The sequence below is a fragment of the Streptomyces cupreus genome, from assembly GCF_014257025.1.
Lineage (GTDB): Bacteria > Actinomycetota > Actinomycetes > Streptomycetales > Streptomycetaceae > Streptomyces > Streptomyces cupreus.
Genome location: NZ_JACMSF010000044.1, coordinates 21,510 through 33,691, shown reverse-complemented (window position 1 = coordinate 33,691; position 12,182 = coordinate 21,510). Strand labels below are relative to the sequence as shown.

General features: G+C 70.8%; 12 protein-coding genes. 8 read left to right on the top strand and 4 right to left on the bottom strand.

Annotation, left to right across the window (positions count from 1 at the left end; translation table 11 throughout):
- Positions 1-19 precede the first annotated feature (19 nt).
- The gene (locus H4N64_RS31825; RefSeq protein ID WP_186285901.1) at positions 20-673 is read right to left on the bottom strand and encodes a response regulator; all 654 of its coding nucleotides are present in this window, start codon (positions 671-673) and stop codon (positions 20-22) included.
- The gene (locus H4N64_RS31820) at positions 673-1,608 is read right to left on the bottom strand and encodes a sensor histidine kinase (RefSeq protein ID WP_336246843.1); all 936 of its coding nucleotides are present in this window, start codon (positions 1,606-1,608) and stop codon (positions 673-675) included. The genes H4N64_RS31825 and H4N64_RS31820 overlap by 1 nt, the downstream gene beginning before the upstream one ends.
- A gap of 165 nt (positions 1,609-1,773) precedes the next feature.
- Between H4N64_RS31820 and H4N64_RS31815 the strand changes: the two genes are divergently transcribed.
- The 3 genes from H4N64_RS31815 to H4N64_RS31805 all read left to right on the top strand — a co-directional run bounded on the left by H4N64_RS31815 (position 1,774) and on the right by H4N64_RS31805 (position 4,554).
- Positions 1,774-2,259, top strand: coding sequence for a cation:proton antiporter regulatory subunit (locus tag H4N64_RS31815; protein WP_186285899.1), 486 nt, complete (start codon positions 1,774-1,776; stop codon positions 2,257-2,259).
- A gap of 4 nt (positions 2,260-2,263) precedes the next feature.
- Positions 2,264-3,487 carry a cation:proton antiporter domain-containing protein gene (locus tag H4N64_RS31810; protein WP_186285898.1) on the top strand — a complete coding sequence of 408 codons (1,224 nt, stop codon included), beginning with the start codon at positions 2,264-2,266 and terminating at the stop codon, positions 3,485-3,487.
- A 71-nt stretch (positions 3,488-3,558) separates the two neighbouring features.
- Positions 3,559-4,554: a TAXI family TRAP transporter solute-binding subunit gene (locus H4N64_RS31805; RefSeq protein WP_186285897.1), complete on the top strand. Its 996-nt coding sequence runs from the start codon at positions 3,559-3,561 to the stop codon at positions 4,552-4,554.
- Here the strand turns inward: H4N64_RS31805 and H4N64_RS31800 are convergent.
- Positions 4,551-5,936: an ATP-binding protein gene (locus H4N64_RS31800; RefSeq protein WP_186285896.1), complete on the bottom strand. Its 1,386-nt coding sequence runs from the start codon at positions 5,934-5,936 to the stop codon at positions 4,551-4,553. The two genes, H4N64_RS31805 and H4N64_RS31800, sit on opposite strands and share 4 nt — an antisense overlap.
- 9 nt (positions 5,937-5,945) lie before the next feature.
- On the bottom strand, positions 5,946-6,632 hold the full coding sequence (locus H4N64_RS31795) for a response regulator transcription factor (protein WP_186285895.1): 687 nt from the start codon (positions 6,630-6,632) through the stop codon (positions 5,946-5,948).
- 291 nt (positions 6,633-6,923) lie between these two features.
- Here H4N64_RS31795 and H4N64_RS31790 point away from each other — a divergent pair, with 291 nt between their 5' ends.
- From H4N64_RS31790 to H4N64_RS31770, 5 genes are all read left to right on the top strand, one after another.
- A complete protein-coding gene (locus H4N64_RS31790) occupies positions 6,924-7,700 on the top strand; it encodes an amino acid ABC transporter ATP-binding protein (protein ID WP_186285894.1) in 777 nt (258 codons plus the stop codon).
- A gap of 80 nt (positions 7,701-7,780) precedes the next feature.
- A complete protein-coding gene (locus tag H4N64_RS31785) occupies positions 7,781-8,629 on the top strand; it encodes a glutamate ABC transporter substrate-binding protein (protein ID WP_186285893.1) in 849 nt (282 codons plus the stop codon).
- A gap of 133 nt (positions 8,630-8,762) precedes the next feature.
- The gene (locus H4N64_RS31780; protein WP_186285892.1) at positions 8,763-9,440 is read left to right on the top strand and encodes an ABC transporter permease subunit; all 678 of its coding nucleotides are present in this window, start codon (positions 8,763-8,765) and stop codon (positions 9,438-9,440) included.
- The gene (locus H4N64_RS31775) at positions 9,437-10,342 is read left to right on the top strand and encodes an ABC transporter permease subunit (RefSeq protein WP_186285891.1); all 906 of its coding nucleotides are present in this window, start codon (positions 9,437-9,439) and stop codon (positions 10,340-10,342) included. Before H4N64_RS31780 ends, H4N64_RS31775 begins: the two co-directional genes overlap by 4 nt.
- 199 nt (positions 10,343-10,541) lie before the next feature.
- Complete coding sequence (locus H4N64_RS31770) at positions 10,542-12,143, top strand: FAD-dependent monooxygenase (protein ID WP_186285890.1); 1,602 nt, start codon at positions 10,542-10,544, stop codon at positions 12,141-12,143.
- Positions 12,144-12,182 lie beyond the last annotated feature (39 nt).

Below are 12,182 nucleotides of genomic sequence, written 5' to 3'. Positions count from 1 at the left end.
CTTAGTCCATACCTGCGTCTCAGGGCTCGATGAGGCCCGCCCGTATCGCGTACCGCGTCAGCTCCAGCCGGTCCCGCACGCCCAGCTTCTGGAGCAGATTGGCCCGATGCCGCTCGACCGTCTTCGCGCTGATGAAGAGCAGCTCACCGATCTCCTTCGAGGTGTGCCCCTCGGCGACCAGCTTGAGTATCTCCTCCTCGCGCTCGGTCACGGGCCGCTCCGGCAGCCGGTCACCGCCTTGCAGCCGCTCCAAGTATGAGCGGACCAGGGCCCGTTCGGCCCCGGGGTAGATGAACGGCTCATCGCGTACGGCCGCCCGGCAGGCCTCGACCAGATCGCGGTCGGCGACGGACTTGAGGACGTGACCGCCCGCGCCCGCCTTCAGCGCCTCGAAGAAGTACTGCTCGTTGTCGTACCTGGTCAGGATCAGGATCCGCAGGTCCGGGAGGCGCCGGGAGAGTTCCCTGGCCGCCTGGAGGCCGGTCGTCCGCGGCATGGCGATGTCCAGCACCGCCAGATCGACCTCGCGGGACCGGGCCAGCGCGACCGCCTCGGCCCCGTCGGCAGCCTCGGCGACGACCTCCAGATCCGGCTCACCGTCCAGGATGAGCCGTACGCCCCGGCGCACGAGGGTGTGATCGTCGGCGAGGAGCACCCGGATCGGCGCGGGCATCAACGACCACCCACCCGCAGCCGTGTCTCCGTCCCCCGCCCGGGCCCCGGCCCCACGGACAACTCCGCCCCCACCAGCAGCGCCCGCTCCCGCATCCCCCGGATGCCGGCACCCTCGGGAACGTCGCCGAGCCCCTGGCCGTTGTCACGTGCGACCAGTTCGACGCCGTCGGCGAAGGGCCTGAGCATGATCTCCGCGCGGTCGGCACCCGCGTGGCGGGCGGTGTTGGTCAGGCCCTCCTGGGCGACCCGGTAGAGCACGAGTTCCGACTCCTCGGTGAGCGGGGGCAGTTCGGCGGGGATGTGGTGGCGTACGGTCAGGCCGTGCGTGGTGAACTCGACGGCGAGTGAGCGCAGGGCGCTGGCCAGACCGAGCTCCTCCAGGACGCCGGGGCGCAGTCGGCGGGCGATACGCCGGATCTCGTCGAGGCCGGCCCCGGTGGCCTCCTGCGCCTGGCCCACCTCCTCGCGCAGTTCCTCGGGCGCCCGGTCGGCGACCCGCTTGAGCTGGAGCAGTACGGCGGTCAGCGTCTGTCCGACCTCGTCGTGCAGCTCCCGCGCGATCCGCCGGCGCTCGCGCTCCTGCGCGGACAGGGCACGAGCGGCCCCGGCGGCCCGCTCGCTCTGCAACCGGTCGAGCATCGTGTTGTACGTCCTGATCAGCTCGGCCGCCTCCGCCGGTCCCGCGACCATCGCGCGGGCCCCGGGGCGCAGCAGGTCGGCGGCGGCCATGGCCCGGCCCAGCCGGTGCAGGGGGGCGAGCCCCAGCCGCAGCACGACGGCGTTGCCGATCAGCAGCAGGGCGAGGCCCGCGACGACCACCAGCGCCTCGGCGGGCAGCACCGGCGTCGAGACGGTGACCGGGCCCAGCAGCAGGGCCGCGGCCACGACCAGGCCTGTGGCGTTGAGCGAGAAGATCCGACAGAACAGGGACACGGGCGCGCTGCGACTCCTTCCGGCTCTCCCTGGCACGGCCGTCGCCAGGTTCGCCGCCCGAGTCCGGTCGCGTATATCCGTGTCAGCACCCATATCGCCACCGTACGGGTGGCTGGCAGCATGCCGACCGGGCCATCACGATCACGAAGAGCAAGGGGAAGAAACGTGTCTGTGCCACGCCTCAGGGCGACGCCGCTGCCCGGCATCGGGGTCCAGTACGACCTCGTGACCCGGGAACACCGCCATCTGTCCGTGGTGGCACACCGCGACGGCGGCCGCACGGTGAATGTGTACCGGACCGACGATCCCGACTCGTGCCTGCAGTCCCTGCGGCTGACCGGCCCCGAGGCGGACTCGCTGATCGACGCGCTGAAGCCGTCCCACCACAGCGCGAGCCTGCTCTACACCACCGACCTGGGCCTGGTCGCCGAGCGGATCGAGGTGGCCGCGGCCTCGCGCTGGAACGGACGGCTGCTGGGCGACACCCGGATGCGCACCGAGACGGGAGCCTCCGTGGTGGCGGTGCTGCGACGGGCCGAGGCCATCCCCTCCCCCGCGCCGGACTTCCGGCTGATGGGCGGTGACACCCTGATCGTCATCGGCACCCGCGAGGGCGTGGACGCCGCCGCCTCGATACTCGGGCGGGAGTGAACCGGTGCATTCCGGCATCCTGCTGATCGAGTTCGGTTCGATCATCCTCGGCCTGGGTCTGCTCGGCCGGGCCGCCGCCCGCTTCCGGCTCTCCCCGATCCCGCTGTACCTGCTCGCCGGGCTGGCCTTCGGCGAGGGCGGGCTGCTGCCGCTCGGGGCGAGCGAGGGATTCATCGCGGCGGGCGCGGAGATCGGCGTCATCCTCCTGCTGCTGATGCTGGGCCTTGAGTACACGGCCGGCGATCTCGTCACGAACCTCAAGGCCCACTACCCCGCGGGACTCGTCGACGGCGCGCTCAACGCGCTCCCGGGCGCGGCGGCGGCGCTGCTGCTGGGCTGGGGCCCGGTGGCGGCCGTGGTCCTGGCCGGCGTCACCTGGATCTCCTCCTCCGGCGTCATCGCGAAGGTGCTGGGCGACCTGGGCCGGGTGGGCAACCGCGAGACCCCGGTCATCCTCAGCGTCCTGGTCCTGGAGGACCTGGCGATGGCGGTGTACCTGCCCATCGTCACGGCCCTGGTCGCCGGGGCGGGCCTGCTGGCGGGCGGCGTCACGCTGGGCATCGCGCTGGGCGCGGCGGGCCTCGTCCTCTTCGTCGCGGTCCGCTACGGCCGTGTGATCTCCCGTTTCGTCTCCAGTGACGACCCGGAGAAGCTGCTGCTGGTGGTGCTGGGCCTGACCATCCTGGTCGCGGGCGTCGCCCAGCAGCTCCAGGTGTCCGCGGCGGTGGGCGCCTTCCTGGTGGGCATCGCCCTGTCCGGGGAGGTCGCGGAGGGCGCGCACACCCTGCTCAGCCCCCTGCGGGACCTGTTCGCCGCGGTGTTCTTCGTCTTCTTCGGCCTGCACACGAACCCGGCGAGCATCGCTCCGGTCCTGCTGCCCGCGCTGGCGCTGGCGCTGGTGACTGCGGCGACGAAGATCGCGACCGGCTACTGGGCCGCGCGGCGGGCGGGCATCTCCGTGAAGGGCCGCTGGCGCGCGGGCGGCGCCCTGGTGGCTCGCGGCGAGTTCTCGATCGTCATCGCGGGCCTGGCGGTGAGCGCGGGAATCGAACCGTCCCTGGGCCCCCTGGCCACGGCCTACGTCCTGATCCTGGTCATCGTCGGCCCGCTGACGGCCCGCTTCACGGAGCCGGTGGCGATGTGGTGGGTGGGACGGCGGACCGCGGCGCGGAAGCCGGAGGAATCGCGGCAGTACGAGGAATCGGAGGCCCCGGTGGCCGACCGGTAGGGGTGCCGGACCGGCGGGCGAGAGGCGCCGCCCCTGGTCAGGGGACCGAGGACCCTGGCAGTATCGCCCGCATGCCCACGCTGTTCCCCCCTGTCGGCAGGCGCCGGGCCCTCCAGGGCGCGGTCGCCGGCTTCGTCGCGCTCGGGCTGCTGCTGTGGTGGCTGCTGCCCCTGGGCGAGGAGCCGCCGAGCGGGACGATCACGTTCAGCACGGGAACCCGGGCCGGGGTGTACTACGAGTACGGCGAGCGGCTCCAGAAGGAGCTCGCCAAGGACATGCCGGGCCTGAAGGTCGAGCTGGTGACCAGTGCCGGGTCACAGGAGAACGTGCAAAGCGTGGCGACCGGGGAGGCCGACGTCGCCATCGCCGCGGCGGACGCAGTGGCCACGTACGAGACCGACGGCGGCACCGGCGCGGACCGGCTGCGTGGGGTGGCGCGGCTGTACGACGACTATGTGCAGCTCGTCGTCCCGCCGGACTCCGACATCGAGTCCGTCGCGGATCTGCGGGGCAAGCGGGTGGCCATAGGGCTGCCGAACTCGGGTGTGCGGCTCATCGCCAACCGCGTGCTGGAGGCGGCCGGAATCGACCCGGAGAAGGACATCACACCCCGGTCGGACGGCATCGACACCGGTCCGAAGCGGCTGGGGTCCGAGCTGGACGCGTTCTTCTGGTCCGGCGGTCTGCCCACGCGCGGGCTTCGGGAGCTGGCCGAGACCTCCGCCTTCCGGTTCGTGCCCATCGACTCCGCCCTGGTCGCCCGGGTGCACGCCCAGGGCGGCGCCACCCGGTACTACCGGGCCACCAACATGCCGGAATCGGCCTACAAGACCATCCAGAACGGCTCCACGGTCGCGACGATGGCCGTCTCCAACCTCCTCGTGACCCGCAAGGACCTGGACCCCCGGCTCACCGAGTGGCTGACCCGGACCGTGCTCGACAGCCGTGACGGCATCGGCGCGCACGTCCACTCCGCCCAGCTGGTCGACGTACGCACCGCGATCTACACCGACCCGCTCCCGCTGCACGAGGGCGCCCGGCGCTACTACCGCTCGGTCAAGCCCTAGGTCTCGCTCCTCGGCACCCGCACCGTCACCTTCAGACCGTGCGGCTCGTGATGGTCGTACGCGATCGTCCCGCCGCCCGCCGAGAGCAGGGCCCGGGAGATGGACAGGCCCAGGCCCGAGCCCTTGACGTTCTGATGGCGGCCGCTGCGCCAGAAGCGGTCGCCGACGCGGGCGAGCTCCTCGTCGGTGAGGCCGGGCCCGTGGTCGGCGACGACGACGGTCGCGGTGCTGCCGTTGGACGCGACCGCCACCTCGACCCGCTCGCCCTCCGGCGTGAACTTCACGGCGTTGTCGATCACCGCGTCCAGCGCGGACGACAGCGCCACCGGGTCGACCCAGGCGGTGGTGGCCGGACAGTCCCCGGTCAGCTCGACCCCCTTCGCCTCGGCCGTCGGCGACCAGGCGGCGACCCGCTCGGCGGTCAGCGCGCCGATGTCGGTGAGCCGCAGGTCGGCGGCGGTGTGCTCGGCGAGCGCCAGGTCGAGCAGATCGTCCAGGACCTGGGCGAGACGCTTGCCCTCGGCCTGGACCGAGGCGATCTCCTCATTGCCCTCGGGCAGTTCGAGGGCGAGCAGCTCGATGCGCAGCAGCAGCGCCGAGAGCGGGTTGCGCAGCTGGTGCGAGGCGTCGGCGACGAAGGCGCGCTGCTGCTCCAGCACGTCCTCGACGTTGTCCGCCATCTCGTTGAACGACCGGGCAAGGCGCCGAAGTTCCGGTGGACCGCCGGCCGCCGCGACCCGGGACTTCAGGGCGCCGCTCGCGATGGCGTGGGTGGTGGCGTCCAGGACGCGCACGGGTCGGAGCACCCAGCCGGTCAGCCGCAGCGCGGCACCGACGGCGAGCAGCATCGCGGCGAACTCGCCCGCGGCGATGACCATCCAGCCGTACAGGATCCGCGAGCGCATCTCCCCGGTGGGCGAGTCGGTGACGACGACCGCGACGACATCGCCGTCCCGGACGACCGGCGAGGCAACCACGAGGCGGTTCCGCTGCCAGGGCCACACCTGCTGCGGGTCGTGGCTGCGCCGGCTGAGCAGGGCCTCCTCGAAGGCGTCGCGCACCTCGCCCGCCTCGGGCAGGAACCAGGTCTCCGGCGCGTTGGCCAGCGGGGTGTCGCCCGGCAGGAAGACGCCGGCCCGGATGCCGTAGACGCCGTAGTAGCTCTCCAGCTCCCGGCTCAGGGTGCGGCCCTCGTCGCGCGGGCCCTCGGGGGTGTCCATGACCGAGCGGGCCATGGCCGCGAAGTACGCCGTGTCGTCGATCCGGTCGACGACCACCTTCTGCTGCTGGGCGGCGGCCAGGCTGACGGCGAGCGGCACCCCGAGCGCCAGCAGCACGGCCGCCATCAGGACGATGAGCAGCGGAAGGAGTCGAGTGCGCACCCGTACCCGCTAGGCGGCCGGGGCGACGAGCCGGTAGCCGACGCCGCGCACGGTCTCGATCAGGGCCGGCATCCGCAGCTTGGCCCTGAGGGAGGCCACATGGACCTCCAGGGTGCGTCCGGTCCCCTCCCAGCTGGTCCGCCACACCTCGCTGATGATCTGCTCCCGGCGGAAGACCACCCCGGGCCGCTGGGCGAGCAGGGCGAGGAGATCGAACTCCTTGCGGGTCAGCTGGACGACCGAGCCGTCCACGCTGACCTGCCGGGTGGGCAGTTCGATGTGCACGGGGCCGAGTCGCAGCACGGTGTCGCCGCCGGACGCGGGGTCCTCGTGGACGGTGCGCCGGCTGACGGCGTGGATCCGGGCGAGCAGTTCGCCGGTGTCGTACGGCTTGACCACGTAGTCGTCGGCGCCGAGGTTGAGGCCGTGGATGCGGGAGCGCACGTCGGAGCGGGCGGTCACCATGATCACGGGGGTGCTGGTGCGCTTGCGGATCTTGCCGCAGACCTCGTAGCCGTCCTGGTCGGGCAGGCCCAGGTCGAGCAGGACCACGCCGAAGCCGGGCCCCTCCGGGACCAGCGCCTGGAGTGCCTCCTCGCCGCTGCGGGCGTGGGTGACGTCGAAACCGTGCCGCGCCAGGACCGCGGACAGGGCGGCGGCGACATGGTTGTCGTCCTCGACGAGGAGCAGTCTCATCCCGTCCCCCTCCTGTTCATCGGCCGTACGGGTAGATCAACTAGACATGATTCGGGCACACGCGCGCATGCACCATGGCAGTCACGCTGATGGACGATGACGCCGTCAAGTGGGTTCCGGTTGCGCGCGGGTGGTCGTTACCCACCCGGTACGCGCCCAGGTCGCAAGTGCTACGACACGTGTCTGATTGCTACCGGATCGTGATGCTCAAATTCCCCTCAGGACTGATGACGCAGGTCGGATACGGTTATTACTGTCCTCCGAAACCGAGGAGGACGGAGCCTGAGAGCGATGACCGAAGTATCGGTGGCCAAGGAAGATGTGGCCGCGACCGGCGAGCTGGTCGTCCTGAAGAGTGTCAACAAGCATTTCGGCGCGTTGCACGTGCTCCAGGATATCGACCTGACGATCGCCCGCGGCGAGGTCGTCGTGGTCATCGGGCCCTCCGGGTCCGGGAAGTCCACCCTGTGCCGCGCCATCAACCGCCTGGAGACGATCGACTCGGGGACGATCGTCATCGACGGCAAACCGCTGCCCGCGGAGGGCAAGGAGCTGGCCCGGCTGCGCGCCGATGTCGGCATGGTCTTCCAGTCGTTCAACCTTTTCGCGCACAAGACCGTGCTCGAGAATGTGATGCTGGGCCAGATCAAGGTCCGCAAGACCGACAAGAAGAAGGCCGAGGAGAAGGCCCGCGCCCTGCTGGACCGGGTGGGCGTGGCCAACCAGGCGGACAAGTACCCCGCTCAGCTCTCCGGCGGCCAGCAGCAGCGCGTGGCCATCGCACGCGCCCTGGCGATGGACCCGAAGGTCATGCTCTTCGACGAGCCGACCTCGGCCCTGGACCCGGAAATGATCAACGAGGTGCTGGAGGTCATGCAGCAGCTCGCCCGGGACGGCATGACCATGATCGTCGTCACCCATGAGATGGGTTTCGCTCGTTCGGCCGCCAATCGAGTGGTGTTCATGGCGGACGGGCGGATCGTCGAAGAGGCTGTGCCGGACCAGTTCTTCAGCAACCCGCGCAGCGACCGTGCGAAGGACTTCCTGTCCAAGATCCTGCACCACTGACGACGCATCGACGTACTCGACGGCCCTGCGTCACCCGCATTGACGGCTCGCATCTCTTCACCAGACAAAGGATGTTCACCATGAAGCTCCGCAAGGTCACCGCCGCGGCGGCCGCTGCGCTCGTCCTCTCCCTCACCGCGACCGCCTGTGGTGGCGACGACAACGACAGCGACAGCGCCGACACGGGCTCCGGCGGCGGCGACAAGATCAAGGTCGGCATCAAGTACGACCAGCCCGGTCTGGGCCTGAAGGAGCCGGACGGATCCTTCTCCGGCTTCGACGTGGACGTCGCCACCTACGTGGCGGGCGAGCTCGGCTACGAGCCGGACCAGATCGAGTTCATCGAGACCAAGAGCGCCGACCGCGAGAACGCCCTCGCCCGCGGCGACGTGGACTTCATCGCGGCCACGTACTCGATCACCGACGAGCGCAAGGAGAAGGTCGACTTCGCCGGTCCGTACCTGCTGGCCCACCAGGACCTGCTGGTCAAGTCGGACTCGGACATCACCGAGGCCACGGACCTCAACGGCAAGAAGCTCTGCTCCGTGACCGGCTCCACCTCGGCGCAGAACGTCAAGAACGACTTCGCCCCGAAGGCCCAGCTGAAGCAGGTCAGCACCTACTCGGAGTGCGTTGCCGCACTTCAGAGCGGTGCCGTGGACGCGCTGACGACGGACGACTCGATCCTCGCCGGCTTCGCCGCGCAGGAGCAGTACAAGGGCCAGTTCAAGCTCGCCGGCCTGAAGCTGAGCAACGAGAACTACGGCATCGGCGTCAAGAAGGGTGACACCGAGACCGTGAACAAGATCAACGACGCGCTGGAGAAGATGGTCAGCGAGAAGGCCTGGGAGAAGGCCGTCACGGACAACTTCGGCCCGGCCGACTACAAGAACGAGCCCGCCCCGAAGATCGGGAACATCGTTCAGTAACGCGGATTCCGCGGACGCGCCGCCGCCGTCGGCCTGACCCTCACGGCGGCGGCGCGGCACGTCAGTACGACGGTGGCCCGACACGACCGCCGCGTACACCACGTACGCCACACACCCGGAAGCGCGGGAGATCGTGTTCGACTTTCTTTCTGACTATGACGACCCGAGCCTGCTGGGCGCCTTCTGGGTGACGGTGCAGCTCACCTTCTTCTCTGCCGTAGGTTCCCTGATCTGGGGCACCTTGCTGGCGGCCATGCGGGTCAGCCCGGTTCCTCTGATGCGCGGCTTCGGCACCAGTTATGTGAACATCGTCCGGAACATCCCCCTGACCGTCATCATCGTCTTCACCTCGCTCGGCCTCGCCGACATCTTCGGTATGACGATGGGCGCGCCCGACGACTTCGAGGCCCAGGGCTTCCGCCTGGCGATCCTCGGCCTGGTCGCCTACACCGCCGCCTTCGTCTGTGAGGCGCTGCGCTCCGGCATCAACACCGTGCCGGTCGGACAGGCCGAGGCGGCCCGGGCCATCGGGCTGAGCTTCAGCCAGGTGCTCCGGCTCATCGTCCTGCCGCAGGCGTTCCGCTCGGTCATCGGCCCGCTGGCCAACGTGCTGATCGCGCTGACCAAGAACACGACCGTGGCGGCCACGATCGGTGTCGCGGAAGCGGCCCTGCTGATGAAGGAAATGATCGAGAACGAGGCCCAGACGCTGCTCATCGGCGCGATCTTCGCCTTCGGTTTCGTGGTACTTACCCTGCCCACCGGTCTGTTCCTGGGCTGGCTGAGCAAGCGACTGGCGGTGAAGCGGTGACCTCCGTTCTGTACGACGCCCCCGGCCCCAAGGCCAAGCGGCGCAATCTGCTCTTCTCTGTCGTGTTCTTCGTCCTGCTCGCTCTGCTGGCGTGGTGGATCTGGCAGGTGATGGACGACAAGGGCCAGCTGAGGTGGGCCCTGTGGGAGCCGTTCACCCAGTCCGAGGCCTGGACGACCTATCTGCTGCCCGGTCTTGGCGACACCCTCAAGGCAGCGGCGCTCGCGATGATCATCGCGCTGCCGCTGGGCGCCTTCTTCGGTATCTCCCGTATGTCGGACCACCGCTGGGTGCGGATGCCGGCGGGCGCCGTGGTCGAGTTCTTCCGGGCCATCCCGGTGCTGCTGCTGATGCTGTTCGCCAACGAGTTCTACGCCCGCTACACGGACGTCAGCAGCGCGGACCGGCCCCTCTACGCGGTCGTCACCGGCCTGGTGCTCTACAACGCCTCGGTCCTCGCCGAGATCGTCCGCGCGGGCATCCTCGCGCTGCCCAAGGGGCAGACGGAGGCCGCCCAGGCGATCGGTCTGCGCAAGGGCCAGACGATGACCACCATCCTGCTCCCGCAGGCGGTCACGGCGATGCTCCCGGCCATCGTCAGCCAGTTGGTCGTCATCGTGAAGGACACCGCGCTGGGCGGCGTGATGCTCGGCTTCACCGAGCTGCTGAACGCGCGCGGCACGCTCGCGGCGAACTACGCCAACGTCATCCCGAGCTTCATCGTGGTGGCGGTCATCTTCATCGTCCTGAACTTCATCCTGACCAGCTTCGCCGGCTGGCTGGAGGCCAGGCTGCGGCGCAGCAAGCGCAGCACGGGCGCGGTGCTCGGCGCCGAGGATGTCGACGAGCTCAACGCCGCGGAGATCGGCACCCCCGGGACCGGCAAGGGCGACATCGTCTGACAGGCAGTCAAGTGACCTGAGCGACACGCGAACCATGGCGTGAACAACACGGAGGCAGTGGCATGATCGCCACTGCCTTCCGTCACTTGACGCAAGCACCGGCAATGGGTTGCATACGTTCTGTGATCGTGCACCCTGCTCAAACCTCCTGTTCACACACGTCCCTCGGGGCACCGCCGCGGGCAGGGGGCGCCACGCCGTGGACCCGGTGATCATCGTCGGAGCGGGGCCCGTCGGGCTCACGCTCGCCCTGGCGCTGGCGCGTCAGGAGGTGCCGTCGGTCGTCCTCGACGAGGGGCCCGGCAAGGACGAACCCCGTCTCGCGCGCACCGTCGTGCTGCGCGAGGACACCGCCGCCCTGATGGAGCGGCTGACCGGGCTTCCGGTCGCGCAGGCCGGTTGCCGCTGGGCCGGATGGCGGTCGATGCGGCGCAAGCAGGTGATGCGCGAGGTGTCCTTCGACGACTCGGCGCCCGTGCACATCGCCCAGCACGTCCTGACCGGCGCCCTGCGCGCGGCCCTGGCCGGGGAGCGGCTGGTGAGGATCGCCGTGGACAGCCGCCTGGACGGCATCGAACAGGAGTCCTCCGGCGTCACCGCCCACACCCGGGGCCCCAAGGGCACCTGGTGGCGCGGCAGTTACCTGGCCGGCTGCGACGGCCCCCGCTCCACCGTGCGCAAGCTCCTGGACATCCGCTTCCCCGGCCGTACGGCCGTCGAACGGCACGCGGTCGCCGCGCTGCGCGCCGAACTCCCCCGCCCTGACGAGGCGTTGCTGCACCGGGTGCCGCCATGGCGGACCTCGGGCCCGTCGGCCGGCGAGATCACGGCGCGCCCGCTGCCGGACGGGGCCTGGCGGCTGGACTGGCTGCTCCCGCCGGGCAGCAAGGACCTGGTCACACCCGATCTGCTGGTGGCCCGCGTCCGGGAGACGCTCGCGGGCTGGACGGACGGCTCGACACCGCCGTACGAACTCCTCGACACCGGCGTCCACACCGTGCACCACCGGCTGGCGCGGCGCTGGCGGGCCGGGCGGGTGTTTCTTGCCGGGGACGCGGCGCATCTGCTCGGGGCGCTCGGCACGCACGGGCTCGACGAGGGGCTCCGGGACGCCGACAACCTCGCCTGGAAGCTGGCGCTGGCCTGGCATCACGGGCCGCACGAGGCGCTGCTGGACAGCTACCAGACGGAGCGGCGCGCGGTCGTCGCCGCCCGGCTGCGCGCCGCCGACCAGGCGCTGCCGCTGCTGCGCGGCGGCGGGGGCCTGCGGTCGTACGTCCCCGGCTCGGCCCGGGGCCATGACACGCTGCTCGCGGAGGGCCACTTGGGGCGCGGGGCGCTGGGCGCGCCGGGGGCGTACGCCGACTCGCCGCTCGCGCCCCGGCATCTGGAGGGCGAGGTGTCCGTCGACACGCCCGTGGGCGCGCCGGCCGCCGATGTACGGGTGACCGCGGAGGACGGCTCGTTCGTACGGCTGCGGGACCGGCTCGGCCGAGGGGCGCTGCTGGTGCTGCTGATCGCTCCGGGCACGGGTGTGTGGGACCGCAAGCACTGGGTGACCGCCGGGATCATGCCCAGGCTCGCGGCGGCCGTGACGGCGCTGCCGCATCCGGCGGAGCTGCTGGTCGCCGAGAGCTACCCGGGCGCCCCCGCGCACAGCGTCCTGCTGATCCGGCCCGACGGCCACCTCGTCACGGCGCTCGGCGGGGTGCGTCCCGCCGACCTGTACGCGGCAGCGGAGGCGACGCTGGGCGGTCCGGTGGAGTCGGGGGCGGAGGCGACGACGGCGGGGTCACGCTGAGCGGGCCCACCGTCCATATGTTGATGGTGAGTTGACCGG

What these genes read in the sequence shown, in the direction of transcription:
- H4N64_RS31790 (WP_186285894.1), top strand. Translation starts at nt 6,924, where the DNA reads ATGACCGAAGTATCGGTGGCCAAGGAAGATGTGGCCGCGACCGGCGAG.
- H4N64_RS31825 (WP_186285901.1), bottom strand. Translation starts at nt 673, where the DNA reads ATGCCCGCGCCGATCCGGGTGCTCCTCGCCGACGATCACACCCTCGTG.
- H4N64_RS31795 (WP_186285895.1), bottom strand. Translation starts at nt 6,632, where the DNA reads ATGAGACTGCTCCTCGTCGAGGACGACAACCATGTCGCCGCCGCCCTG.
- H4N64_RS31785 (WP_186285893.1), top strand. Translation starts at nt 7,781, where the DNA reads ATGAAGCTCCGCAAGGTCACCGCCGCGGCGGCCGCTGCGCTCGTCCTC.
- H4N64_RS31805 (WP_186285897.1), top strand. Translation starts at nt 3,559, where the DNA reads ATGCCCACGCTGTTCCCCCCTGTCGGCAGGCGCCGGGCCCTCCAGGGC.